Origin of the sequence: Pseudarthrobacter enclensis (assembly GCF_030811655.1) — a bacterium.
GTDB lineage: Bacteria > Actinomycetota > Actinomycetes > Actinomycetales > Micrococcaceae > Arthrobacter > Arthrobacter enclensis_A.
The window spans coordinates 171,124-196,507 of record NZ_JAUSRE010000003.1; the positions used below are offsets into that span (position 1 = coordinate 171,124).

Sequence of the window (25,384 nt, forward strand, 5' to 3'; positions counted from 1 at the left end):
TCGCCAATGAAGCCAGCGTAGGAGCGGGGAGGTTGCAGCAAGGTTGCAACGGTGAGAGCTGAATCACAACACATGGTTGAAGGTGCCGGAACCTGGTTTCGAAAAGCTCAACCACCGGTCGCCGGTCAGGCGCGCAGTTCGGCTTCCAGCCGTTCCAGGTCGGCCACGACGGCGGCCCGCTTGGGTGAGCGCGGCGGCAGGAGGCGGAGCGCCGCACGGCGGATCCCGACGTCGTCCCTTGCCTCGGGCAGCGCGGCGAATTTGAGCAGGGACTCGGCACTGCCGTCGGTGAGGACCGCGTCCCGGAGCAGGGATGAGACCCTCCTCCGCAGCTCCACGATGCCAGGCGCCTCAGAGCGGGGCAGCACCTCGCCGCGGTAAATCTCCAGGGCGATCCGGTGCGCACCGCGCTGCAGGCAACTGAGCACCTGGCCCGTGTCCGGCACCAGGTCCAGCGGCAGCCGGTACGGTCGCGAACCGGGAACCGCGTCCGGGCTCAATTCCTGGATGACTTTGCGGAGGCGCACCATCTCGGCCCGGAGGGTGATGGTGGAGCCCTCCCCCGGGTACAGCAGCGTGCCAAGCTCCTCGGCGCTGAGCCCTTCCGGGTGCGTGCTGAGCAGGGCAAGAATCTCACTGTGGCGTGCGGACAGGGACACCGTCCGTCCTCCCAGGCTCAGCAGCGCCTGGTCGCGGCCCAGCAACTGCAGGCTGTTCCGGTACAGGCTGCCTTCCCTGGCGCGGCTGCCTGCCCCGGCACTCTTGCCCTGTGTGCCGGCGGCAGCCGGGGTCCGGCGTCGTACGGGCTTCCTGGCCAGCTCCGCAGCATGCTGCAGCCGCTCCACCCGCAGCTGGGCCTGGGCTGCGGCCACTGTGGCCTCTACCAGCGACAGGGTGTGCGGCGCCACCGCCGTGGCCGTCCCGGTGATGTCCACGACGCCGAGGACCGCACCGGAATCCGGATCGTGGAAGGGGACGGCGGTGCAGCTCCAGGGATGGACAGCCCGCTGGTAGTGCTCGGCTCCGGCGATCTGGATTCCCCGGCCGAGGGCAAGGGCGGTGCCCGGCGCGCTGGTGCCTACGCTGGCCTCGGACCAGTCTGCACCGGGAACGAACATCATGCCTTCTGCGCGGCGCTGGAGGGCGGGGTCGCCGTCCACCCACAACAGCCTGCCCACCTCATCACCCACGGCAACCAGGAGCCCGCTGTCATGGCTGGGCTGGACCAGGAGTTTGTTGATGACCGGCATGATCGCAGCCAGGGGGTGGCGCCGGCGGTAGTCCTCCAGCTCGTCCCAGTCGAAGGCGAGCGGGGCGGCCGTGTTGTCCGGGTTGGCTTTGAAGCGTGCGGAACGCTGCCAGGACTCCCGGATGAGGTTGCGGAGGCCGGGGATTTCCGGGGTGGCATCGCCACGGCCCGCAGTTTCGTAAATGGCACCGTCCAGGCGCTCATGGCCGGCCAGCGCGGCGCGCTGGCGGGGTTCAGGATGGAGCAGGTTCGTCATCGAACTCCCGTTCCGGAATTTTTGCCCTGCTTTGCATGGCTGGGGGTGGCCAAGCCAGCATAGCCGGACAAAAACCCGGTGTCATGGGTGTACGCGAACCAGCGCCTCCAAGGCATCCGCTCCTGCTGCCGCACCGCCTGCCGCAGAGTAGCCCTGGGCGACCCGCCGCGCGCCCGGGGCTTTGGTCCGCGCCTGGTGAACGGCGGCCCGGAGCCGCTCCGGGGTGAGGTGCTTCCGGCTGAGCCGCACTCCGGCGTCGGCCGTTACCACCCTTGCTGCAACCTCGTGCTGGTCGCGCCCGAACGGAACCACCACCACGGGCACCCCTTTGGAGAGCGCCTTCTGGGTTGCCCCCATCCCGCCATGGGTGATGGCGACGGCGGCGCGGTCAAGGACGGGCCCGTGCGGGACGAAGTGTTCCAGCCGGGCGTTGGACGGCACCGGTCCGAAGCCATCGGTCCCGGATGCCCGGTTCGCTCCGGCCGATCCGGCTTCCGCCGCGGGCACGGTGGCAACGACGGTGAAGGGTTCGGCAGCGAGGCCGGCCAGCGCGGCCCTGACAATGGCTTGGTCCGCCTGGTATTCGGAGGAGGTGGTCACCAGCACGACAGGATCCGCTCCGTCCCGCAGCCAGGCGGGAGGTTCCACGGGCGGCTCCCATTGAAGCGCGCCGATCATGCGCACGTCCGGACCCCAGTCAGGATGCGGGTACTCGAACGGTTCGGATGTGGCAACGAGCATGAGCGGCGCGGTCCGGAACATGTCGTCCGCACCGCTGACCGGACGAAGGCTGCCGCCGGTCAGGTCCGCCCGCAGGGAGTTGATGCGCGGCAGCATCAACTTTTCGACCGCGCCAATCACCAGGCGCCGCACCACCGCATCCCGGGCCATGCCGAGCGGACCGGACATCGGGGCCAGCCCGGGGCCAAACGGGGGTGTCCCCCGCGACTGCAGCGGGGGCGTGTACGGACTGAAAGTGGCCCATGGCAGGCCGGAGGACTCAGCCTGGATGCGGGCTCCCCATGCGTTGATGTCCACCAGGAGCAGGTCCGGGCGAACGGCGTCGATGGCCTTCTGCAGGTCAGGTGCATCAAAGCGTGCGCGGGCCGTGAACGTTTCCACGCTGGAAGCGAGCGCCGCCTTCGCGCTTCCAGCACGGTAATCGGTGGCTTCGATCGCCAGGATGCGCTCATCCACGGCTTCGGCCTGGAACCCTTCCTTCCGGAGCACGGGAACCTGCCGGCCGAGGGTACGGACGTGGACTGCGTGGCCCCGGGCCTTGAGCTCCTGGAGCAGCGGAACCATCGGGAACAAGTGGCCGATGGCGGGTGAGGTGTAGGCAAGGACGGTGGACATCAGGACCTCCGGGTGAAGGGTTCCAGCATTTCGAGCAGGGACTGTTCCACCTGGTCGCGGCTGAGCCCTGCGTCGAGGCGGAGCAGCTTCCAGGTGTAGACGTCGCAAAGCGCGACGAACTGGGCCAGCCGGCGGTCGCGCTCCGGGCTGCCCTCCAGGCTTGCCAGGAACACGGGGTCCAGGAAGGGGGCGAAGACCCGCGCGCACCACTGGCGGTGCAGGTTGCGGCCGCCCTCGGTGATCTGCGCCAGCTCGGGTGAAGCCTGCTCCTCGGCCAGCAGCTTCAAGGCCAGGCGTCCGGTGGTTTCGTAGTGTTCCAGGAGATTCCCGACGGCGGCGGGCACGTCCCCGGGAGGAGCAGCATTGCGCTGGCTGCCCACCCGGTCCATGGCGGCTTTGGCGCAGGCGCCGATAAGGCGTGCCCGGTCACCGAACCTGCGGATGACGGTCTGGACCGTCACGCCGGCCCGTTCCGCCACTGCATTGAGCGTGACCTCGCTCAGCGGCCGCTCAACGAAGAGGTCTTCGGTGGCCTGCAGGATCCGGCGCCCGGTTTGGGCGGCGGAAGAAGCCCGCTTGGGCGAATCGTAGGCTCGGCTCTTTGCCGCGGCCATATTCATGTTAATCAGATTAACTCGAATACGGCTCACGGGACAGGGCACAAGGTCCCGGGATAGGGCTCAGTCGCGCGAGATGCGGATCATGTCCTCGCGCGGCACCACCTTGATGCGTTCGCGCACCACATGGTCCAGGCCCTCAGGCCCGGTCCAGGCCGCGCCAAGCCCTGCCTCATGGGCATCAAGCTTGTTCCAGCCTTCCCAGGTGGTGTACTCGATGCCGCGCTCCTCAAGCAGGTCGATGATGGCCTGCGGGTCCGGGTTCTGCGCGGCCGGGAGGTTCAGCCGGTCCTCCAGCAGGAAGCCAATGGTCTCCAGCGCATCGCCCTTGGTGTGGCCGATCAGCCCGACCGGACCGCGTTTGATCCACCCCGTGGTGTAGATGCCGGGAACCGGGTTGCCCGCGGCGTCCAGGACGCGGCCGCCCTGGTTCGGGATGACGCCGCGCTTGGCGTCGTACTCCAGTTCATCAAGGGCCGAGCCATGGTAGCCAACGGCACGGTATACGGCCTGGACCGGGTACTCGACGTACTCCCCCGTCCCCTTCGCATTGCCGGTCCCGTCCAGTTGCATGCGCTCAAACTTGATGCCGCCCACTTTGCCCGTGCCGTCATCGAGCACTTCAACGGGGCTGTGCAGGAAGTGCAGGTGCAGCCTGCGGGAGGAAGGGTTTTCCGACTCCGCATGCTCCTCCACCAGCCAGTTGGTGAGGGTGTTCACCATGGTCTTGACCTGGTTGTTGCTGCGGATGGCCTCGTCCGAGGCCTCGTCGAATTCAAAGTCCTCCGGGTACAGGACGATGTCCACGTCATCCATGTGGCTGAGCTCGCGCAGCTCCAGCGGGGTGAACTTGACCTGGGCCGGTCCGCGGCGGCCGAATACGTGGACGTCGGTGACCGGCGAGGCCTTCAGGCCCTGGTAGACGTTGTCCGGGATCTCCGTGGTGAGCAGTTCTTCGGGGTGCTTGACCAGCATGCGGGCCACATCCAGCGCCACATTGCCGTTGCCGATGACGGCGATTTCCCTGGCCTCCAGGGGCCATTCGCGCGGGACATCCGGGTGGCCGTCGTACCAGGACACGAAGTCCGCGCCGCCGAAGGAGCCCCGCAGGTTGATGCCCGGGATGTCCAGGTCCGCATCCTTGATGGCGCCGGTGGAGAAGATCACGGCGTCATAGAACGCGCGGAAATCGTGCAGCGTGAGGTCCCGGCCGTAGGTCACGTTGCCCAGGAAGCGGATGTCCCCCCGGTCCAAAACCTTGTGCAGGGCGTTGACGATGCCCTTGATCCGGGGATGGTCCGGGGCAACGCCGTACCGGATCAGGCCATAAGGGGCCGGGTAGGCCTCGAAGAGGTCGATGCTGACCTGGAAGTCGCCGTCCTTCACCCCGCTGGATTTGGTGAGGATGTCCGCAGCATAGACTCCTGCCGGTCCCGCGCCGACGATGGCGACGCGGAGGGGACGGTTGGCGGCGGTTTCGCTGTGGTTGGACACCGGGAGCCCTTCTGAACTGGTCCTGCTCATGATCCATGAGGGTGCGCAGCATGGTGCCCCGCACAGTCCCCCATTCTAGTTGGCGGCAAGCGCCACCACCTTGCCTTCGCGGTACAGCAGCGCCCGCAGTTCCGCTTCCGCCGAGTCAAGCCGCTTGGGATCGATGGTTTCGCCGTCGTGGTAATGATCCACCACCCGGGGGTCCACATAGCTCTTCCGGGCAATGGAAGGAGTGTTTCCCAGCGTCTCTGCGGCGTCGTGCATGGCCCGGCTGATGGCGCGCTTCCGTTTGGCGGCCGTCCGCTGCGGGCCGGTACGGGCCAGGCTTTCGGCAGCGGCCACGGTCCCGCGGAGCGTCCGGAAGTCCTTGGCCGTGAAGTCGGAGCCGGTGCGCTCCTTCACATAGGCATTGATGTCAGCGCTGGTGACCGGACGCCACCTCCTGCCCTCCTTGTAGGCAAGAAGCCGGGCGTTGGGCCCGCGGCGCTTGAGCAGCCGCAGCAGGACGGCGAGGTCGGGGTCGCGGATTTCGGATTCCCAGTCCTTGCCGCTCTTGGCCGGGAACCGCAGCAGGATCCGGTCCTTCCGCACCTGGACGTGTGCGCACAACAAGGTGGCCAGCCCGCGGCTGCCGTTCTCGTTGGTGTACCGCTCCGACCCCACCCGGAGGGAGCCGCTGTCCAGCATCCGGAACGCCCCGGCCAGCACGCGCTCCCGGGTGAACCCGTCGCTGCGGAGGTCCATCGTGACGCGGCGGCGGGCTGCGGGCAGCGATTCAGCCAGCTGGAGGGACCGGTCGAACTTCACCCGGTCCTTACGCTCGCGCCACTCCGGATGGTAGATGTACTGGCGCCTGCCCACCGCGTCCACCCCGGTGGCCTGGATATGGCCGTTCTCAAAGGGCGCAATCCAGACGTCCGTCCATGCCGGCGGGATGCCGATGCTTTCCAGCCGGTCCCGGACGGGACCGGGCGGCAGGGTGGATCCATCCAGGTCCCGATAACTGAAGCCCGTGCCGGCGGCCACCCTGCGGTAGCCGCGGCCGGAAGCGTTGCTGCGCCGGAGCCTCATGGGGCGGGCTCCGGGAAAGGCGCACATTTCATGAAAGCAAGCCTACTGATTATTTTCCGGATTGCTGCCTGCGTGCTGGAATACCTGTCCGGCGGCTGCTGTTATGGACATCGTGCCCATGCCAGAAGGAATCCCCGCCACGTCCGTAGCCACCTCCCCTACCGGCGCTTCACCGGCGCCGGGCTCCCCGGCGGATAATCCTTCAGCGAAGGGTCCCAAGCCGGCGGCGAAGGACACGACGACGGGAATGCTCTTCGGCATCGGCGCCTACGTTTTGTGGGGGCTGCTGCCCCTGTATTTCTTCATCCTCATGCCGGCTGGCGCCGTCGAAATCGTCGCCAACCGAGTGGTGTGGTCCTTGCTGTTCTGCGCGCTCCTGATCACCGTCACCAGGGCGTGGCGGGTGCTGGGCGCGGCGCTGAAGGACCGGCGGGTCTTCGGTTCCCTGGCGCTGGCCGCCTTCCTGATCGCCATCAACTGGCTGACCTATACCTATGGCGTGACCACCGGCCAGGCCGTGGAAACCTCACTGGGCTACTTCATCAACCCGCTGGTCTCGGTCCTGCTGGGCGTACTCGTCCTGAAGGAGAAACTCCGCCCGCTCCAGTGGGCCGCGGTCGGCGTCGGCGTCGTGGCTGTGGGCGTCCTGACCTACTCCTACGGAAAACTGCCCTGGATCGCCCTGACGCTGGCGTTCAGCTTTGGCCTGTATGGCTTCGTAAAGAACCGGGTGGGGTCGAAGGTGGATGCCATCACCAGCCTCAGCGTGGAGACCATGGTGCTCGCCCCGCTGGCCGCCGTGGCCATGGTGGTCCTGGCGGCCGGGGGCGCTTCAACACTGACGTCGCAGGGTGCGGGACACTTCTGGCTGCTGCTGGCGTCCGGCGTGATCACCGCTGTGCCGCTGCTCTTCTTCGGCGCTTCCGCACGGCGGCTGCCCATGACCACTATCGGGCTCCTCCAGTACTTTGCTCCCGTCCTGCAGTTCCTGGTGGCCCTGCTGGTGTTCCGCGAGTCGATGACCGTTGAGCGCTGGATCGGGTTCGGGGTGGTATGGCTGGCGCTGTTGCTGCTGACCCTGGACATGCTGGGCGCCGCCCGCAGGAACTCCTTGGCGCGCAGGGCCGCGCTCCGCCGGGCCGGCTGAATAGAAACGTTTAAAGCAGGAGGGCGGCCCCGCATCTGCGGGGCCGCCCTCCTGGTGTTGTCGGGAGGAGTCGTCCCGGTCAGGCGTGGGCCTTGATGGCGGCGGCGAGGACTTCCAGGCCGTCGGAGAGCAGTTCGTCGGTGATGACCAGCGGCGGCAGCAGGCGGATGACGTTGCCGTAGGTGCCGCAGGTGAGGATGATGACGCCTTCCTTCAGGCAGGCGGCGGCCACGGCCTTGGTCAGGTCCGGGTTCGGTTCCTTGGAGCCGGCCTGGACCAGTTCGACGGCGAGCATGGCACCGCGGCCGCGGACGTCGCCGATCACGGCGGTACCCGCACCGGCCAGTTCTGCCTGCAGGTCGCGGAGGCGGCCCAGGGCCAGTTCCTCGATGTGGCGGGCGCGGCCGTTGAGGTCGTACTCCTCCATGGAGCCGATGGCGGCCAGCGCAGCGGCGCAGGCTACCGGGTTGCCGCCGTAGGTGCCGCCCAGGCCGCCCGGGTGGACAGCGTCCAGCAGGTCGGCGCGGCCGGTGATGGCGGACAGCGGCATGCCGCCGGCGATGCCCTTGGCCATGGTCAGGATGTCCGGGACGACGCCTTCGTGGTTGACGGCGAACCATTCACCGGTGCGGCAGAAGCCGGACTGGACCTCGTCGGCGATGAAGACGATGCCCTTTTCCTTGGCCCAGGCGGCCAGTGCCGACAGGAAGCCTTCGGCCGGGACGATGAAGCCGCCTTCGCCCTGGATGGGTTCGATGATGATCGCGGCAACCTGGTCGCCGCCGATCTGCTTCTCGATCATGGTGATGGCGCGCTTGGCTGCCTCGGCACCGGTGATGGCGGGGTTTTCCTCGCGGTACGGGTAGCTCATAGGCATCCGGTAGACCTCGGGGGCGAACGGGCCGAAGTTGGTCTTGTACGGCATGGCCTTGGCGGTCAGCGCCATGGTCAGGTTGGTGCGGCCGTGGTAGGCGTGGTCGAAGGCGACGACGGCGTCCCGGCCGGTGGCCAGGCGGGCCACCTTGACGGCGTTCTCCACTGCCTCGGCGCCGGAGTTGAAGAGGACGGTGCGCTTTTCGTGGTCGCCCGGGGTGAGCCGGTTCAGCTGCTCAGCGACGGCCACGTAGCCCTCGTACGGCGTGACCATGAAGCAGGTGTGGGTGAAGTGCTCCACGGCTTCCTTGACGGCGCCCACGACGGCGGGGTCGGAGGCACCCACGCTGGTCACGGCGATGCCTGAGCCGAGGTCGATGAAGGAGTTGCCGTCGACGTCGTGGATGATTCCGCCGTCGGCGTCTGCAACGTAGACCGGGACGCTGGAGGCGACGCCGGCTGCCACCACGGACTTGCGGCGTTCGGTCAGTGCCACGGACTTGGGGCCCGGGAAGTCGGCCTGGACGTTGCGCTTCTGCTCCAGTCGGTACGTGATGTCTGATGCTGTGGTGGTCATTGCGATTACTTTCTCTTACTGGTGGGCCTACGCCGGCCGGGTTCCCTGGCCGAAGCGAAGCGAGGTTAGGGTGCTGGCGGGGTCAGGCGTCGAGGGCGGACATCACATGCTTGATGCGCGTGTAGTCCTCCACGCCGTACATGGAGAGGTCCTTGCCGTAGCCGGACTGCTTGAAGCCGCCGTGCGGCATTTCGGCAGTGAGGAGGATGTGGGTGTTGATCCAGACGGCGCCGAAGTCCAGGTCGCGGCTCAACCGCATGGCGGTGCCGTGGTTGGTGGTCCAGACGCTGGAAGCGAGGGCGTAGTCCACGTCGTTGGCCAGGGCCACAGCTTCTTCCTCGGTGCTGAACTTCTGGACGGTGATGACGGGGCCGAACGTTTCCTTCTGGACGACGTCGTCGGTCTGCTTGGCACCGGTGATGATGGTGGGTTCGAAGAAGTAGCCCTTCTCCCCCGCCCGGTGGCCGCCGGTTTCGATCCGGCAGTTGGCGGGCAGGTTCTCCACCACGGAGGTCACGGCGTTGAAGTGGTTGACGTTGTTCAGCGGGCCGAAGTAGTTGTCTTCATCGTTTTGCGAGCCTGTGTGCAGGGTCCGGGTGTGCTCCACCATGGCGGCCACAACGTCGTCGTGCACTGATTCCTCCACCAGCACGCGGGTGATGGCGGTGCAGTCCTGGCCGGCGTTGAAGAAGGCGAACTCGGCGATGGCCGCGGCGCTCTTCTTGATGTCCGCGTCCGCGAAGACGATGGCCGGGGCCTTGCCGCCCAGCTCCAGGTGGGCGCGCTTGAGGCCCTTGGCCGCCCCGGAAGCGACCGCGATGCCGGCACGGACGGACCCGGTGATGGACACCAGGCCGGGAACCTTGTGCTCCACCATCATGGCGCCGGTTTCTCCGGTCCCGAGTACCACGTTCAGGACGCCCGCCGGCAGGATTTCCCCGGCCAGGCCCGCCAGCACAAGGGTGGATTCGGGGGTGGTGTCGGAGGGCTTGAGGACCACGGTGTTGCCGGCCGCGAGCGCAGGGCCGATCTTCCAGATGGCCATGAGGAAGGGGTAGTTCCACGGCGCCACCTGGGCCACCACGCCGATGGGTTCGCGGCGGACGTAGGAGGTGTGGCCCTCGAAGTATTCGCCGGCGGACTTGCCTTCCAGGATGCGGGCGGCCCCGGCGAAGAAGCGCAGCTGGTCGGCGCCGGCGGCCACTTCCTCGGAGGCGATGAGGGACCGGACCTGCCCGGTGTTCCGGTGCTGGGCCTCGACGATTTCATCGCTGTTGGCCTCGATGGCATCGGCAAGCTTGAGCAGCATCAGCTGGCGCTGGCCGGGGGTGACGTGCTTCCAGGTCCTGAAGGCGTCCTTGGCCGCGGCCATGGCGGCGTCCACGTCGGCCTGCACGGAGACGGGGGCGTGTGCCACGACCTCGCCGTTGGTGGGGTTGACGACGTCCAGCAGGGTGGTGCCGGAGGGGGTGACGAACTCCCCGTTGATGAAGTTCTGCAAGGTTTGGACCACGGTGTGCAACCTCTTTCGTAAGGGCCATCGGCGCCGGGCGGAGACCGGGACGGATGGATGGAACTGCCTTGAGCCTATGCCAGCGCCCAAGCCGGGTGAATAGCCACCTGCACACCCTTCCCGAAGGGGTTTAGTGCGGTTGCCCAGCTCACGTTTATCCTTGCTTCATGGCCATTTCCCTTGCTGCCCTGGTGGGCGTGACCTCCTTGAAGCTGTCCAAGGCGGGCGTGGCGGAGACCACCTGGAACCAGGACATCAACTGGGTGGCGGTGACCGAACTGGAGGATCCGCAGCGGTTCCTCAATGGGGGTGAACTGGTCCTCACCACCGGCCTGCGGCTGCGGTCCGCCCCCGAGCAGCGCCGTTTTGTCCGCCAGGTGCAGCGCGCGGGGGCGGTGGGCATCGGATTCGGGGTGGGGTTGTCACATGAGGTGGTGCCCCCCGCCCTCCTGGCCGAGGCCAACCGGTGGGGCCTGCCCGTGGTGGAAGTGCCCTACGAAACACCCTTCATCGCCATCACCAAGCTGGTGGCGGACGCCCAGTCGGCGGACCACTACGCCAAACTGGAACGGCTGATTGCGGGCCACCAGGTGCTGGCGCGGGCGCTGCTGACCGGCGGGGGCCTGGCGGAGCTGCTGAAGAACCTGGGCGGCATGCTGCGCACAGACGTAGCACTGACCCAGTTCACGGCGCAGCTGTACAACAGCAGCACCGCCCACCCGTCGGCGGATACCTGGGCCAGCTACCCCGTGCCCACGGGACGCCGCGACGCCTGCACCCTGTGGGTGCGCCAGCCGTTCGAGGACACAGGCATCATCGGCTACGCGCAGAACCTGATCAGCGTGGAGCTGAACAACATGGTCAAGCAGCGGCAGGCCCAGCGCGCCTTGTGCGGCCAGGTGCTGGAGGACGTCATCCACGGGGCGCTGGAAACCAGTGAGGCGCAGCGCCGCCTGGCGGGCGTGGGCGTGAACAGCACCCGCAAGAACGTGGTGCTGCTGGCCGTATCGGCCGCACACGCCAAGGCCCTGGGGAGTACCTCGGTGCCGCAGGAACTGGAGAAGTCCGTGGCCGCCGTCGTGGGCAAGGACCTGGTGCTGGTGGTCAATGACGACGGCGGGACGGCACCTGCGCTGGCACGCAAGCTCAGCGACCACCTCGCCGAAGCCGGCATCCATGCCACGATCGGCATCGGCGGGGCGTACACGAAGCCGAACGGCCTGCGCTGGAGCTACTTCGAGGCGCGCGACGCCGCCAGCCATGGCCTGCCGGTCAACGAACCGGAGCGGCTGAGCCTGACGTCGCTGCTGCTGGCCAGCGAGGATGTCCCGCTGGCTGACATGGCACATGAGTCGCTGAACCCTTTGCGGGCCTTCGATGCCGCGCACGGCTCGGAACTGATGGCTACGCTGGAGAGCTACCTGAACAACAACGGATCCGTGGCCGCGGTGGCGGAGGAACTCACGCTGCACCGCAACACGGTGCGGTACCGGCTGGCCCAGATCACCGAGCTCACCGGTTATGACCCCGCCGTCACCGCGGACCGGGTGCAGCTGTGGCTGGCCCTGGCCGTGGCCCGGTTGTCCGCGCGGCAGGGAAAGTAGGCAGGCCGTCCCGCAGGACCAATAACGGCAAGGCTCAAATGACGCCGCGGCCCAGCAGGTCGCGGGACTTCTTCCACGCCTTCCGGTGCCCGGCTTGGGCGGCCAGCATCCGTTCCTCCTGCTGGTTGAGCAGCTGCGCGTAGATGCCCGCGGTGGCCGGGTCACTGTACTCGCCGGCAATGGCGGCCAGCAGGTCGCGGGCCACCACGGCGTCCTGGAACCTGCCCAGGATTTTTTGCTGCCGGCGGGCGGCCTTTGCCACCTTGCCGGCGCGCTTGCCGTGGACCAGTGCTGCGGACTCGGCCACGTGGCGGAGCCGCTTCGCATCCTTGCGCACCCGGTGGAGGGCCAGTTCCTGGTCCGTGCCCCGCCGTGCTGCCTTGGCCGCCTTGTGCGAACGCCGCAGCCGCTTGGCGGCCTTGTCCACCGCTTTCGCTGCCACCCGCCGTCCCTGCGCCACTGCCTCGGCCTGCACCGGCGGGTTGTCGCGGAAATCCTCGAGCTTGTCCAGGAGCCGAAAGTAGCGCGGCGACTGCAGCGCTGCCTGCAAAAGCCGGTACCCGCCGTCGTAATCCCCGCCGGTGCGCTCTTCAATCCTTGCCGTGGCAGCGGCAACGCCGTCATCTCCCGGCAGCAGTCCTGCCAGTTGTTCGCGGAGCTCCGCCCGCAGGACCTCGGCGTCCCGCGGCTGGCCGAGCAGCTGGCCCAGCCACTTCAGCTCGCTCCGCAGCTTCCGCACCGGAGAGGCGCGGTAGAGCCTGCCGTAGGCAGCCAGGACGGAGCGGATGCGGCGGGTGGCGGACCGCATGGCGTGCACGGCGTCCAGTTCCTCCAGCCGGACGGCGGCATCTCCGGCCAGGATCTGGTCGATCTGCGCGGCCACATAAACGGTGACGACGGCGGCTGCGGGGGCACGTTTTCCCGCCAGGAGCGCGGGGCTGCCTTCGTCCTCCGCAGCGCCATTGCCGTCCGCGCCGGCCGCCCCCAGCTTCCGGGATGCCTTTCCGGTGCCCAAGGCACGGGCCAGCTTGGAGGCGTGCCCGGCGGGGCGGGCCCCGGCAGCGGTCAGCAGTTCCTCCACCGGCCCGAAGATTTCCGGGTCCCCGTGGACCAGCTCCAGCTCCCATTCGCGCCATTCCTGCCGCGTTGCCTCGTCGTCGTGCCCGTCCTCCAGCCGCACGGCGGTGACCTGGTCGTCGGCAAGGTCGGCGAGGTGCACGCCGTCTTCCCCGTAGAGGGGGTAGGTGGTGCGGCGGGTTTCCAGGCGTACCACCGGCACCGGCTCCGCCCCCCGGAGGTAGGCGTGGAGGTGGGTGAGCAGGCTGTCCGGGACGACGTCCGGCCGGCCGAGGGGTGCGTGCAGTTCCGTCCGCTGCTGGGGACCATCCCCCGGGACGGGCACTAACGGGGGCAGCTTCAGGTGCCATCCGGCGTCCTTGCCGCCGGTGCGACGGCGGAGCGTGATGCGGCGGGCAGCCAAGCGGTGCCTGGGCGTATCAAAGTACACGGCCTCGAGGAGGTCGGTGTGCGGCTTTCCGGCCCGGGCCACGCCTGCGGCCTGCTCCAGGGCCGGCACCTCGGCGCCGGTGTCGACCTCGTACTTCTTCTCAATCTCGAGTCCCCGGGATGCCTCCACAGCCGTCCTTCCGCCCTGCCTGGTCTGTGCCAGGCCCTCCGACAGTCCGTTGGCAGTCTATTCCAGGAGGGGAACCTGCGAGAGGTTGCCCACAAAATCCGAAACATCAAACGTCTAACCTTTAGTGTGGAGGGTATGCCTGCCAGTCCCCCCGCCTCCGCCCCCGCACACGCAGACGCACCAGTGGCAGCCCGGGCCGCCCCCGGATCCACGGCCCCTGCCAGGCCCCGGTCCGCCGTCGTGTCCGCAGTGATTGCGCTGGTGCTGATCGGGCTGAACCTGCGTGCCGGCATCACCGGAGCATCCGCCCTGCTGCACGACCTCCAGGCAGTACTGGGTTACGGGGCACTGGTGGCAGCCGTGATCCCGTCCATCCCCACGCTTTGCTTTGCCGTTGCCGGCGCGGCCACCTCCTGGCTGACCGGCAGGCTCGGCGTAGAGAAGGCCATCCTGCTCTCCCTGGCGATGCTGGCCGGCGGACTGCTGCTGCGAGGCATTCCCGCCACCGGGATGCTCGTGGCGGGCAGCGTGGTGGGCATGTCCGGGCTGGCCGTCTGCAACGTTGCCATGCCCTCCTTCATCCGCGAGCACTTTGCCGCCCGCACCTCGCTCATGACGGCCGTCTACACGGTGACCATGACCACGGGCGGCACCCTGACCTCGGTCATGGTGGTACCGCTGGCACAGGCCCTGGGTTCCCCGTCCGCCGCAGTGGGCGCCGTGGGCATCGCGGCTGTGGCCGCCTTCCTGGGTTTCCTGCCCGTGGCGCTGCAGGCGCACCGCAGCACCGTCCCGGGCCCGTCCGCCCACGTGTCCCCGTGGCCGCTGCTGCGCAGCCGGAAAGGCCAGCTCCTCACCGCGATCTTCACCCTTCAGGCCCTGCTGGCCTACGCCCTGCTGAGCTGGTTCCCGTACATGCTGACCACCATGGGCATGGAGGCGTCCGCGAGCGGGCTGATGTTCGGCCTGATGCAGCTGGTGTCCGTGCCGGCAGGCATGGTGCTGATCGCCATCGGTGCCCGGCCGGGAATGCTGCGCCCTGCGTTCTACCTGGTAAGCATCACCATGGTCCTGGGGATCGCGGCATTGCTGGCCCTCCCCGTGGCGCTGGCCGCCATTCCCGCTGTCCTCCTGGGCTTTGGGCTGGGTATCTTCCCGCTGGTGATGGTGATGATCAGCCGGAGCGGTACCAGCACCGCCGAGACCACCGCGCTGTCCACCCTGGCCCAGTCCTCGGGGTACCTGCTGGCCACCGCCGGACCGTTCGGCATGGGCCTGCTGCACAGCGCCACGGGCGGCTGGGCCCTGCCGCTGGTGCTACTGCTGGTGCTGTCATTGGCCCAGGTGGTGGTATCCCACTTGATCACCGGGCCCCTGATGCCCGGCAGGTCCGCGGGCGCCGCCGCCGGCCGGACAGCGAAAGGGAAGTAGCGCCATGTCCCTGAGCCCTTCAGTCCGGCAGCCGCTCGCCGCCGAAGTGACGGCAAAGCTGCGGGAAATGGTCCACTCCGGCGAGTGGCCGCTGGACCAGCGCATCCCGCCCGAACCCGAGCTTATGGCCACCCTGGGCGTCTCCCGGGGTACCCTCCGCGAGGCAGTCAAAGCCCTGGCGCACGGCGGCATGCTGGAGGTTCGGCGCGGGGACGGTACCTACGTTCGCGCCACGAGCGAGATGTCCGGCGCGGCCCGCCGCATGTACCAGGACCACACGGAGCAGCACATCCTGGAGGTGCGGCTGGGCCTGGACACCCAGGCCGCCCGGCTGGCCGCACGCAACGCATCGGATGACGACGCCACGGCCCTGCGCGCCCTGCTCACCGCCCGGGACCGGGCCTGGAACAACGGGAATTTCGAGGCCTGGGCGGACGCCGACTGGCGCTTCCACGAAGGGGTGGCCCGGGCGTCCGGCAATCCGCTGCTGCACGAGCTCTACGCGAGCTTCGGAACGGCGTTCCACCAGGACCTGCTCAAGCAGCAGCGCCGCCCCGGCTTCAACGGGCTCCCCCGCGACGGCCACGAAACCCTGCTGGCGGCCATCGAACAGCGGGACCCGGACGCTGCCGTGGCCACCGTGAACCGGAACCTGAACTCCTGCGCTGAGTGGCTGGCGGAGTAGCCCCGGGGACACGACGGCGGCCCGGCACTTTCGTACCGGGCCGCCGTCGCAAGCGCTGTGTTCCTGACCCGCCCTAGTCGCGGCGGAGGCCCACCAGGACGTTCTTGGGACGCTGCATCTCGCCGTGCTTGGCACCAAGAATGATCACCAGGGCAGCGAAGCCGGGGATGGCCCACTGCAGGAGCTTGAGCTGCTGCTGGGCGCTCTTCAGCTCATCCGAGGCCGCGGCGTGCGGCTCCGTTGCACCTTCGGCGCCTTCACCGGCCAGCTTGTCCACCTTCTTGCCCAGGATGCCCGAGTACAGGGTCACCGCCGCTCCCACCACGGTCACCGCCGTCTTGATGACGGTATCGCGGGCCACGCCTTCCTGCTTGGCGATGCGGCCTTTGTTCTCCCATGCGATGGCGAGGTCCGCCGCCAGGTGGGAGGCGAACGCCGCGGTCTGGATCGGCGCCCACTTCATCCAGCCGGCGCTGGACAGCCGGGTGCGCTCGGCGGGGTCCTTGGCCTGGGCCGCTGCCCCGTTAAGCCCAATGGCGCCCATCAGGGATCCACCAAACCATGCTGCCGCCGTCAGGTCGTGAACTGAACGGGCAATGAGATTTCCTGCCATGATGTGCATTCCTAACGTAGTGAACTGGATCCGGTTGCCGCTGTGCTGCGGACTTCGCTTGCCGTGTTCCATCGAGGTATGGTGCGCCCATGGTAAGCACACTTACTAATATTACGAAAGCCCGTCCCGGCAGCGGAGCGACCGCGTAATATCGTCGCCATGGGAAATACAGGGACATTGTTCGGCTGGGCCTTCGGCAACCCGGCCCGGGAAAGTGACAGCGGCTACGTGGACGGCCTGGAGCGCGAGGCGCTGCGGAATGCCCGGGAAACGGCGAAGTCCAAGGGTGTGGACGTGGTGGCAGGGTCCGAGGTATTCACCGTCCTCAGCGCGGACGAGTCCCTGGTGGAGCTGGACAACGCCCCCGGGCAGTTGGTGGTCCGCTGCACCGTGCACGTCGAGGGCCCGGGAGCGGAGAAGCTGCGGGCCGAAGGGCCGATGAACGGCTAAGAGATGTCCGACGGCGAATCCACCCTCAGCCAGGCAGCGGACGTTGTCGAGGAGGCGTCCAACGCAAAGGCCCTGGACGTCCTGGCCCGCGCGGGATTTGCCGTCATGGCACTGCTCCACATCATTGTCGGCGCCATCGCCGTTGCCATCGCTTTCGGCCATCCGGGCGATGCGGAACCCACCGGTGCCATTGCCCAGCTGGCAGACAACGCGTGGGGCCCCGCCGTGATGTGGTTCTGCGTGGTCTCGTGCCTCGGCCTGGCAGTGTGGCAGGCCAGCGAAGCAACCTTGCGCGCCCGGAGCCTTCCGCGTAAGGAGCGGCTGGCCAAACTGGTGTCGTCAGGGTTCCTGGCCGTTGCCTATGGCAGTGTGGGGCTGACCTTTGCGGGCTTTGCCCTGGGGCAGCGCAGCGACTCCGGCGAAAACACACGGGACTTCAGCGCCCGCCTGATGGCCAACCCCTTGGGACTGTGTATCCTCGTGGCCCTGGGCCTGACCGTCCTGGGCATTGGCATCTACTTCATGGCCAAAGGATTCCGGCGGGGCTTCAAGGAGGAACTGTTCCGCTTCGAGGGCACCCGGCGCGGCAGGCTCATCGACACCCTGGGGGTCACCGGCCATGTGGCCAAGGGTGTTGCGCTGGACCTCACCGGACTGCTCTTCATCGTTGCCGCCGCCAAGCACCGGCCGGATGAGTCCACCGGGCTGGACGGCAGCCTCAAGGCCCTTCAGGGCCACCCTTTCGGGCCACCCCTGTTGACGCTGATCGGCGCCGGTTTCATCGCCTACGGCATCTTCGCGCTGATCCGGGCCCGGTTCGGCCGCATGTAGTCCGGAGGTTTGTGGGTAGGAAGGAAGTATGACCCAGCAGCTGCGCGTTGATTCCGCCGTCACCGGAAGTGCCGGGCAGGCTTTTGCTGCCCTCTTCCGGCTTTTGAAGATTGCCAGGCCTGACCGGCCGATCCATCCGCAGGGCCTGGGGCTCAGCGGGACCCTGGACAGGACCGGAAACCCTGCGGGGGCCAGCGGCATCGACTGGCTGGACTCCCCCGGCGCCGACCAGGTGGTGGCGCGGTTCTCCAGGTCTTTGGGCCTGCCGCAGGCGCTGCCGGACATCCTGGGCCTGGCCCTCCGCGTTTCGCCGCCGGGCGATGCAGTGGCGGGCCCTGGCTCCCCTGGCGCCGGGTCCGATGGTTCCGGGCCCGCGGACGTCCTTTTCGCCTCCACGGGGTGGGGGCTGCCCGGCCGGTTCCTGCTGGTGCCGCGGCTGGATGTCGCCGGGGCGACCATGACCACGCTCATGCCGTACCGCGGCCGGCAAGGTCCCGTGCTGCTGGGCCTGCGGACGCGGAGCCTCCCGGCGGGGTCACTGGCTTCCGGGGAGTGGGTCCTTGGGCTGCATTGGGCCACACCGGGCGGCGCATGGCGGGAGTGCGGCGAGTTGCGCCTGCACGCGGGCCCCAGTCCCGGTGACATCCCGTTGCGCTTCGATCCGCTAGCGAACCAGCCGCCCGGGGCCGAGGCCTACGGGTGGACGCGCCGCCTGCGGAAGCCGTCCTACCTGGCGGCCCGGCAGCCCGCACCTCCCGCCGTCGTACCCCACCCGGGCTCCCTTGCGAAGCGCGGGAAAAGCACCACCGGAACCGGAAGGAAGCCCATGTCCACTGTCTCGCTGCTGTTCAATTCCTCCGCTGCCGACGTCTGGCGCGTCATCGCCGACGGCTGGCTCTACTCCGGGTGGGTGGTGGGCGCGTCCCGGATCCGGGACGTGGACGCCGAGTGGCCAGGGACCGGAGCGCAGCTGCACCACTCCGTCGGCGCCTGGCCGCTGGTCATCAACGACAGCACCCGCGTCACCGCTGTCGAACCGGGCCGTTCCCTTGAGCTCGTGGCGCGCGGCTGGCCAATGGGCGAGGCCAAGGTGGACATCAGGCTGGAGGACCGGGGCACCCAGTGCCGGGTAACCATTGCCGAGGACGCCATCCGCGGGCCCGGCAGGCTCATGCCAAAGTTCCTGCGCGACCCCGTGATTTCGGCGCGCAACCGCGAGACGTTGCGGCGCCTGGAACTCATGGCCGTTGGCGGCGCGGGCAAATAGCGCGGCCGGGTTAAACAGCCGTCAAAGCGAAGGAACCCCGGGACCAATGGCCCCGGGGTTCCTTCGCTTTTAGCCGCTAACCGGCTTTCAGGTCCTAGAGCTGGGTTCTAGACCTGGGCGGAGACGCCGTCGCGGGAGATGTCCACCATGTCCCCGCGCGGCACCACCTTGATGCGCTCACGCTTGACCTCGACGCCGTGCGAGCCGCCGGCCTCGGTGGCCGCAGCACCGAGGGCGAGCTCGTGGGCGTCCAGTGCCAGCCAGCCTTCCCAGCTGGTGAACTTCACGCCGCGGGCATCGAGCAGTTCAACGACGGCGTCCTCCTGCGGGGCGGAAGCCACCGGGAGGTTTTCGCGGTCTTCCAGCAGGTAGGTCACGGTTTCCAGGGCGTCGCCCTTGGTGTGGCCGATCAGGCCGACCGGTCCGCGCTTGATCCAGCCGGTGGCGTAGAGGCCGGGCACGTGCTGGCCGTCGGCGTCCAGGACGCGGCCGCCGTCGTTCGTTACCACGCCCTTCTTGTGGTCGAACTCGACGTCCGGCAGGGCGGAGCCGAAGTAGCCGATGGCGCGGTAGACGGCCTGGACAGGGTAGTCCACGAATTCTCCGGTGCCGCGGGCGTTGCCGGTGCCGTCCAATTCGGTGCGCTCGAACTTGATGCCCGCAACCTTGCCCGGGGTCTCGGCGTCGTCGTAGATCTCCACCGGGCTGTGCAGGAAGTGCAGGTGCAGGCGGCGGGAAGCCTTCAGCTCGGAGAGGTCCTCCGGCTGCTCGGCGATCCAGTTGGTAAGCGTGCCCACCATCGTCTTGGTCTGGTTGTTGGTCTGGATCTGGCGGTCCGATTCCTCGTCGAACTCGAAGTCCTCCGGGTACAGGATGATGTCCACGTCCTTGGAGTGGGACAGCTCGCGCAGCTCCAGCGGGGTGAACTTCACCTGGGCGGGGCCGCGGCGGCCGAAGACGTGCACGTCGGTGACGGGGGAGTTCTTCAGCCCGGCGTAGACGTTGTCCGGGATTTCGGTCACCAAAAGGTCGTCCGCGTGCTTGGACAGGACGCGGGCCACGTCAAGGGCCACGTTGCCGTTGCCGATGACCGCGATTTCCTTGGCCTCCAGCGGCCATTCGCGCGGGACGTCCGGGTGGCCGTCGTACCAGGAGACGAAGTCGGCGCCGCCGAACGAGCCCTCCAGCTCCACGCCGGGGATGTTCAGGTCCGCGTCCTTGATGGCGCCGGTGGCGAAGATGATGGCGTCATAGTGGGTGCGCAGGTCCTCGATGGTGAGGTCCGTGCCGTAGTCCACGTTGCCGAAGAAGCGGATGTCGCCGCGGTCCAGCACCTTGTGCAGGGCGTTGACGATGCCCTTGATGCGGGGGTGGTCCGGGGCCACGCCGTAGCGGATCAGGCCGTAGGGTGCCGGGTAGCGGTCAAAGAGGTCGATGCTGACGGTCAGCTCGCCACTCTTGACGGCTTCGCTCTTGGTGAGGATGTCAGCGGCGTAGACGCCGGCCGGGCCGGAGCCCACGACGGCGACGCGCAGCGGACGTTCGGCAGAACCTACGGTAGTGCTGGATGACACGGCTGTGTTCCTTTTCTTCTGCATCGATTGCTGAGTTATCGCCGTTTTGAAGGCTCATAACGGCAGTTACGGAGCAATCGATGGGTTTCAGTGGGTAAGGGCGGTCTTGCGGGGGCTGTTCGGGGTGGTGGTGCTGTAGTCAGCGGTTTTGAAGTGCGCCGGCGCGAACGGGCTTACGCGCACCACGTCACCGATGACAACAACGGCAGGATTTGCGACGCCGGCGGCCTGGGCCTGGTCGGCAATGGAGCCGAGCGTGCCAATGGTGACGCGCTGGTCCGGCAAATAGCCGTTTTCCACGATACCAACAGGGGTGTCCAGGGGCAGTCCGGCTTCGCCCAGCGCGGACGCGGATTCGCGCAGCTGGCCCACTCCCATGAGCAGGACGATGGTGTGGTCTGCGCGGGCCGGGATCTCGGACAGTTCCTCGTGGCCAGTGACCACGCTGAAGCCCTTGGCCAGGCCGCGGTGCGTGACCGGGATGCCGGCGGCGGCGGGAACGGAGATGGCTGACGTAACGCCGGAAACCACTTCCACTTCGACGCCGTGCTGCCGGCAGTATTCGGCCTCCTCGCCGCCCCGGCCCAGGACGTAGGGGTCCCCTCCCTTGAGCCGGACCACACGGTGGCCTTTGAGGGCCTCCTCAACGAGGATGCGGTTGATCTCCGCCTGCGGCACGGGGTGGTGGCCGGGCGTCTTGCCGACCTCGATGACGCGGACGTCGGGGGCGAGTTCAGTCAGCAGTTCGCGGGGTCCCAGGCGGTCGGCGACCACGACGTCCGCCTGGCCCAGGAGCCGGCGGCCTTTCACGGTGATGAGGCCGGTGTCGCCGGGACCGCCGCCCACGAGCGCCACGCTTCCCTGGTGGGCGCGGCGGCGGCGCAGCGGGAGATCGCCGGTCTCCAGGGCGGTGGCCACCGCGTCACGGACGGCCATCGCGCGGCGGGGGTCTCCCCCGGCGTTGACAGCGATCTTGACGTCGTCCACCTCCGCGACGGCCGGGGTCCAGGCGGCTGACGCTTCATGGTTGGAGGCGTTAACGCACCAGATCCGCTGGGCCTCGGCGTCGGACGAGACCTTCGCATCCACTTCCGCGTCGCCGGTCGCGGTCTGGACGAACCAGGCGCCGTCGATGTCAGTTGAAAGGTAGGGGCGCGCTTCCCAGGTGAGCAGGCCGGCGTCGACCATCTCCTGGAGCGCGGGCGAGGCAACCGGGGCCACGACGGTGACCACGGCACCGGCGTCGAGCAGTCCCTTGGCACGGCGGGCAGCAACGGGGCCGCCGCCCACCACCAGCACCGGGCGGCCGAGCAGCCGCAGCGCGGTGGGATAAATGTCCTGAATTGCCATGGATCAACGGTATGGCCGCGTCACATTGCCCAACAAAGGCCGAGCAACACCAGTTCACGTAAGGTAACGCTGCGTCACAAAGGGTTTTGGCTCCAGCCAGCCAGGAAGTGGCCGCGCGCGGTGATGAGCTTTCTGAGGTACCTGGCCAGGACGAAGCGTTCGACGGCGCCGCCCAGCGCTCCCAGCGGGGCGGTGAACACCACGCGGTCCGTCATGACGCTGCCCATGGCTGTTGGTTCGAACTCGTGGACATGGCGGAAGGCCTTGAACGGGCCCTTGACCTGTTCGTCCGTGAAGCTGCGGGGGAAGTCCAGCTGGGTGACGCGGCTGGTCATGGTGAGCGGGAGCCCGAAGTGCCGGGCCCGCCAGGTGACCTCCTGGCCGTCCCCGATCAGGCCGGTAGTCACTCCTGCCACCGCCCGCTCCCCCGAGTCCTTCTGGGAGTCCAGGTGCAGGTCGATGCTGCGCGCCCTGTCGAACAGCTCTTCCACGGCCAGGGGCGACTCGGTGCGGCATACGAAGCTGGCGGTCATGGCGCCAGTCTGCCATGGGGGCGGTATGGCGCGAGGCACTCCTGCCCAATCAGCCGGACCCAAATGCGAAACTTTTGGCACCTGCACCGACTGGCGGCCGCACCGGTGCAGGTGGACTTCATAGGGACAGGCCAAAAGACACGCAAACGCGTCAGGAACGGCAAGAGCCCGACGGCGGGAGGTCGCCGTCGGGCTCTAGCGGTGCGTTTGGAGGGGCTGGGTCAGCGGGTGCTGCCGGCCAGGAGGCCCCGGCTGCGGAGGAGCCGCTTCTCGATGGGCCCGAAGACCAGCAGTTCAATGAGGATGCCGACCCCGAGGATCAGCAGGATGGCGGCCATGACGACGGACATATCGGAAAGCGTGCGGCCCTGGTCCAGCAGGGAGCCCAGGCCGAAGCCGATGGTGCCGCCCACGGCGATGATCTCCGCGGCCATGAGGGAGCGCCAGGAGAAGGCCCATCCCTGCTTCAGGCCGCCCAGGTAACCAGGCAGCGCGGCCGGAAGGACAATCTGGAGGGCCATCTGGAGCCGGGACGCACCCAGGACCGTTCCAACCCGGCGGTACTGCGGCGGAATCTGGTCCACGCCCGAAATCAGCCCGTTGATGATGGACGGGATGGCACCCATGAACACCACGAAATACACGGTGGCGTCCGTGAGGCCGAACCAAATGATGGCGGCCGGGACCCACGCCACGGAGGGCAGGACCTGCAGCCCGGAGATGAGGGGCCCAAAGGCGCGCCGCAGCGGGGCGACCTGGGCCAGCAGCAGGCCGACCGGCGTGGCGATCGCAACCGAGATCAGGAAGCCCACCACACCGCGCTGCAGGGAGGTCCACATGGATTGCTGCAGCTTGCCTTCGCTCCAGAGCAGCCCCATCTGGCCCACCACGTCCAGCGGGCCGGGAACCAGGTCCCGCCGCTTCACGCCGAGCGAGACGTAGAACTGCCAAACGAGCACCAGGACCACCAGGGCAGCCACGGGCAGCAGGATGCGGCTCCAGTCAATGCGGTGCTTGCGGTCGGCGTCGGACTGCAGGGAATCCAGGCCGGACTCCAGCTCCCGGAGGTCCTCGTGCCCGCTGGACGTGCGGGTCAAGGCGGCATGCACGTGGGCTGCGGGCGCAGCGCCGGTTGCCGCCCAGGGAGTGGCATCGGGCCTTCCGGAGCCGGACGCTTCGTCCGAAGGACGGAAGCCGTCCGGCGAAGGGGCGGGGGCGGCATTCGGCGCGGAGCCGGACAGGGACTTACTTGGCATGGCGGCGAATCTCCTCCCGCAGCCGGGCGGTGATGACCCCGGTCAGCTGGCCGGCGAGCCCGGCGTCGGTTCGGTGTTCCTCGGTGACGGCCCATTCCTGGACCACGCGGCCGGGGCGGGAAGACAGCAGCAGGACGCGCTGGCCCAGGCGCACGGCCTCGCGGACGTTGTGCGTGACGAAAACAATGGTGCGCCCGGTTTCCTTCCAGATGCGTTCCAGTTCGTCGTGCAGCAGGTCGCGGGTGATGGCATCGAGCGCGGCAAAGGGTTCGTCCATGAGCAGCAGCTGCCGGTCCTGGGCCAGTGAGCGGGCCAGGGAGACGCGCTGCCGCATGCCGCCGGACAGTTCGTGCGGGCGTTTGTCCCCCGCGGAACCCAGGTGTACCAGTTCCAGGAGCTCCTGGGCCTTGGCGCGGCGTTCGGCCTTGCCCACGCCGCGGAGCTTCAGGGCCAACTCGATGTTCTCCCGGGCGGTCAGCCAGGGAAACAGAGCCGCGTCCTGGAACATGAAGGCGGCACCGTCGCTGGGCACTTCCAGGGCGCCCGACGTCGGCGCTTCAAGTCCCGCGATGATGTTCAGGAGGGTGGACTTACCGCAGCCGGAGGCACCGAGGAGGGCAACGAACTCGCCCTGCCGGATGTTGGCGTTGACGTCGTCCAGTACCGGGGCGCCGTCGCCGAAGCGCTTGCCCAGGTGTTCCAGTACCACTGGCATGGTGGCGTCCTTAGCTAGTTGGGTGGGTCAGTCCTGGCCGAGGCCGGCTGCTGAAATCTTGTTGGCGCTGCCGGTTACCTGGTTGAGCGCGCGGAGGTCGAAGAGGCCGTTGATGTCGGCCTTCTTGGTGGTGCCTGCGTCCACGCCGTCCTGCAGCAGCTTGGGGTAGCTGCCGGCCAGCGGGTCGAGGGTGAAGGTGATGTTGGCCAGGGACCGGGCCAGGACATCGCCGGGCAGGGCTGCACCGGCGGACTCCTGCAGGGCCGCGTTGATGACGTCGGCTTTTTCAACCGCGGGCGCCGAGTTGAGCCAGGCCACGGAGTCCGCGTTGCCCTTGATCAGGGCCTTGACGGTGTCCGGGTGCTCCGCGGCGAACTTCTGGTTCACGATCAGGATGGTGGTGGGGAACTCGCCGGGCTTGCCCGTTCCGGTCCCGTCCCACAGGTCCTTTTCGTCCACCAGCACCTTCGCTCCGGCCTGGAGCACCAGGCGGGAGGCCCACGGCTCAGGCAACCACGCGCCGTCGATCTTTCCGTCCTGGAACAGCTTCAGGGTCTGGGCGTTGTCCGTGGGGTTGATGGCGACGTCGCCGCTGCCGTCCACGCCGGTCTTGTAGCCCTGTCTGGTGAGCCAGGCGCGGAGGGCGACGTCCTGGGTGCCGCCGAGCTGCGGCGTTGCGAGGGTTTTGCCCCTGAGGTCCGCGGCCGAGGTGATCCCGGGTTTGACCACCAGCTGCGCACCGCCCGCAGCGGCGCCGGCGACGACGCGCACCGACTCGCCCTGGCTCTTGGCGAACGAGTTGATAGCCGGGTTGGGGCCGATGTAGGCGGCGTCGATGGCTCCGGCGTTGAGGGCTTCGATCGCGGCCGGTCCGGCGTTGAAGGTCTCGGTGCTGAGTTTGGTGCTTCCCAAAGCCTCGGCCAGGAAGCCCTTCTTGACGCCCACCAGGGCCGGGGCGTGGGTGACGTTGCCGAAGTAGCCAAGTTTCAGCTCCGCTGCCGGGGTGGGCTCGGCGGCCTGGGCTTCGGAATTGCGCGAGAGGTTCGAGGCCACTACGGCCCCAACGGCGATCAGCAGGACAAGCCCGAGGGCCAGGGCAGCCTCGATGGCGCGCTTGCGCTTCGGGACCGCGCTTTCGCCGGCCACGATGCGGGTCATCCCGGGCTTGGAACTAGTCATTGTTTCACCATAGGGAGTGGCCCAAACCCGTTCAATGACGCGGAAACGGGGGGTCACGCACGTTCATCTAGCGTCACATTTGGCCGCGCTGCCACCCGGTTTCACGC

General features: G+C 68.2%; 22 protein-coding genes. 7 read left to right on the forward strand and 15 right to left on the reverse strand.

What is annotated here, in order from left to right; genetic code table 11:
• Window positions 1–125: 125 nt before the first annotated feature.
• The 5 genes from J2X98_RS04210 to J2X98_RS04230 all read right to left on the reverse strand — a co-directional run bounded on the left by J2X98_RS04210 (window position 126) and on the right by J2X98_RS04230 (window position 6,043).
• The gene (locus J2X98_RS04210) at window positions 126–1,505 is read right to left on the reverse strand and encodes a GAF domain-containing protein (RefSeq protein ID WP_307304558.1); all 1,380 of its coding nucleotides are present in this window, start codon (window positions 1,503–1,505) and stop codon (window positions 126–128) included.
• An 81-nt stretch (window positions 1,506–1,586) separates the two neighbouring features.
• On the reverse strand, window positions 1,587–2,861 hold the full coding sequence (locus tag J2X98_RS04215) for a glycosyltransferase (RefSeq protein ID WP_307304559.1): 1,275 nt from the start codon (window positions 2,859–2,861) through the stop codon (window positions 1,587–1,589).
• Window positions 2,861–3,481, reverse strand: coding sequence for a TetR/AcrR family transcriptional regulator (locus J2X98_RS04220; RefSeq protein ID WP_307304561.1), 621 nt, complete (start codon window positions 3,479–3,481; stop codon window positions 2,861–2,863). The genes J2X98_RS04215 and J2X98_RS04220 overlap by 1 nt, the downstream gene beginning before the upstream one ends.
• A gap of 60 nt (window positions 3,482–3,541) precedes the next feature.
• Window positions 3,542–5,002 (reverse strand): FAD-dependent oxidoreductase, encoded by a 1,461-nt coding sequence (locus tag J2X98_RS04225; RefSeq protein ID WP_373460826.1) that lies wholly within the window; start codon window positions 5,000–5,002, stop codon window positions 3,542–3,544.
• 45 nt (window positions 5,003–5,047) lie between these two features.
• Window positions 5,048–6,043 carry a DNA topoisomerase IB gene (locus J2X98_RS04230; protein ID WP_141942898.1) on the reverse strand — a complete coding sequence of 332 codons (996 nt, stop codon included), beginning with the start codon at window positions 6,041–6,043 and terminating at the stop codon, window positions 5,048–5,050.
• Between the two features lie 118 nt (window positions 6,044–6,161).
• Between J2X98_RS04230 and rarD the strand changes: the two genes are divergently transcribed.
• Window positions 6,162–7,190 carry an EamA family transporter RarD gene (gene rarD, locus J2X98_RS04235; protein WP_307304564.1) on the forward strand — a complete coding sequence of 343 codons (1,029 nt, stop codon included), beginning with the start codon at window positions 6,162–6,164 and terminating at the stop codon, window positions 7,188–7,190.
• Window positions 7,191–7,269: 79 nt separating this feature from the next.
• Here the strand turns inward: rarD and gabT are convergent, their stop codons facing one another.
• Both gabT and J2X98_RS04245 read right to left on the reverse strand, forming a co-directional pair.
• Entirely contained in the window at window positions 7,270–8,640 is a 1,371-nt protein-coding gene (gene gabT, locus J2X98_RS04240; protein ID WP_307304567.1) for a 4-aminobutyrate--2-oxoglutarate transaminase, read from the reverse strand.
• Between the two features lie 82 nt (window positions 8,641–8,722).
• The gene (locus J2X98_RS04245; RefSeq protein ID WP_307304570.1) at window positions 8,723–10,153 is read right to left on the reverse strand and encodes an aminobutyraldehyde dehydrogenase; all 1,431 of its coding nucleotides are present in this window, start codon (window positions 10,151–10,153) and stop codon (window positions 8,723–8,725) included.
• A gap of 167 nt (window positions 10,154–10,320) precedes the next feature.
• On the opposite strand from J2X98_RS04245, the gene J2X98_RS04250 reads away from it, so the two are divergent.
• Window positions 10,321–11,757, forward strand: a complete 1,437-nt coding sequence (locus tag J2X98_RS04250) for a PucR family transcriptional regulator (RefSeq protein ID WP_307304574.1) — start codon at window positions 10,321–10,323, stop codon at window positions 11,755–11,757.
• Window positions 11,758–11,791: 34 nt separating this feature from the next.
• Here the strand turns inward: J2X98_RS04250 and J2X98_RS04255 are convergent, their stop codons facing one another.
• On the reverse strand, window positions 11,792–13,393 hold the full coding sequence (locus J2X98_RS04255; protein WP_307304575.1) for a CYTH and CHAD domain-containing protein: 1,602 nt from the start codon (window positions 13,391–13,393) through the stop codon (window positions 11,792–11,794).
• Between the two features lie 135 nt (window positions 13,394–13,528).
• Between J2X98_RS04255 and J2X98_RS04260 the strand changes: the two genes are divergently transcribed.
• Window positions 13,529–14,824 (forward strand): MFS transporter, encoded by a 1,296-nt coding sequence (locus J2X98_RS04260; RefSeq protein WP_307304578.1) that lies wholly within the window; start codon window positions 13,529–13,531, stop codon window positions 14,822–14,824.
• Window positions 14,825–14,828: 4 nt separating this feature from the next.
• A complete protein-coding gene (locus J2X98_RS04265) occupies window positions 14,829–15,509 on the forward strand; it encodes a FadR/GntR family transcriptional regulator (RefSeq protein ID WP_307304580.1) in 681 nt (226 codons plus the stop codon).
• Between the two features lie 73 nt (window positions 15,510–15,582).
• Here the strand turns inward: J2X98_RS04265 and J2X98_RS04270 are convergent, their stop codons facing one another.
• Window positions 15,583–16,122 carry a hypothetical protein gene (locus tag J2X98_RS04270; RefSeq protein WP_307304582.1) on the reverse strand — a complete coding sequence of 180 codons (540 nt, stop codon included), beginning with the start codon at window positions 16,120–16,122 and terminating at the stop codon, window positions 15,583–15,585.
• A 159-nt stretch (window positions 16,123–16,281) separates the two neighbouring features.
• Between J2X98_RS04270 and J2X98_RS04275 the strand changes: the two genes are divergently transcribed.
• Genes J2X98_RS04275 through J2X98_RS04285 form a run of 3 tightly spaced genes read left to right on the forward strand, consistent with a single transcriptional unit; the run spans window position 16,282 to window position 18,670 of the window.
• Window positions 16,282–16,572, forward strand: coding sequence for a hypothetical protein (locus J2X98_RS04275; RefSeq protein WP_141942915.1), 291 nt, complete (start codon window positions 16,282–16,284; stop codon window positions 16,570–16,572).
• Window positions 16,573–16,575: 3 nt separating this feature from the next.
• Window positions 16,576–17,403, forward strand: coding sequence for a DUF1206 domain-containing protein (locus tag J2X98_RS04280; RefSeq protein WP_307304585.1), 828 nt, complete (start codon window positions 16,576–16,578; stop codon window positions 17,401–17,403).
• 28 nt (window positions 17,404–17,431) lie between these two features.
• The gene (locus J2X98_RS04285) at window positions 17,432–18,670 is read left to right on the forward strand and encodes an SRPBCC family protein (protein ID WP_307304587.1); all 1,239 of its coding nucleotides are present in this window, start codon (window positions 17,432–17,434) and stop codon (window positions 18,668–18,670) included.
• Window positions 18,671–18,777: 107 nt separating this feature from the next.
• On the opposite strand, the gene J2X98_RS04290 is transcribed toward J2X98_RS04285, so the two are convergent.
• The 6 genes from J2X98_RS04290 to J2X98_RS04315 all read right to left on the reverse strand — a co-directional run bounded on the left by J2X98_RS04290 (window position 18,778) and on the right by J2X98_RS04315 (window position 25,256).
• On the reverse strand, window positions 18,778–20,244 hold the full coding sequence (locus J2X98_RS04290) for an FAD-dependent oxidoreductase (RefSeq protein WP_307304590.1): 1,467 nt from the start codon (window positions 20,242–20,244) through the stop codon (window positions 18,778–18,780).
• An 87-nt stretch (window positions 20,245–20,331) separates the two neighbouring features.
• Window positions 20,332–21,594: a uroporphyrinogen-III C-methyltransferase gene (gene cobA, locus J2X98_RS04295; protein ID WP_307304592.1), complete on the reverse strand. Its 1,263-nt coding sequence runs from the start codon at window positions 21,592–21,594 to the stop codon at window positions 20,332–20,334.
• Window positions 21,595–21,668: 74 nt separating this feature from the next.
• The gene (locus J2X98_RS04300) at window positions 21,669–22,127 is read right to left on the reverse strand and encodes an SRPBCC family protein (RefSeq protein WP_307304595.1); all 459 of its coding nucleotides are present in this window, start codon (window positions 22,125–22,127) and stop codon (window positions 21,669–21,671) included.
• Between the two features lie 221 nt (window positions 22,128–22,348).
• A complete protein-coding gene (locus tag J2X98_RS04305) occupies window positions 22,349–23,383 on the reverse strand; it encodes an ABC transporter permease (RefSeq protein ID WP_307304597.1) in 1,035 nt (344 codons plus the stop codon).
• A complete protein-coding gene (locus tag J2X98_RS04310; RefSeq protein ID WP_141942926.1) occupies window positions 23,373–24,098 on the reverse strand; it encodes an ABC transporter ATP-binding protein in 726 nt (241 codons plus the stop codon). The genes J2X98_RS04305 and J2X98_RS04310 overlap by 11 nt, the downstream gene beginning before the upstream one ends.
• Before the next feature lie 27 nt (window positions 24,099–24,125).
• Window positions 24,126–25,256: an ABC transporter substrate-binding protein gene (locus tag J2X98_RS04315; protein ID WP_307304879.1), complete on the reverse strand. Its 1,131-nt coding sequence runs from the start codon at window positions 25,254–25,256 to the stop codon at window positions 24,126–24,128.
• Between the last annotated feature and the right edge of the window lie 128 nt (window positions 25,257–25,384).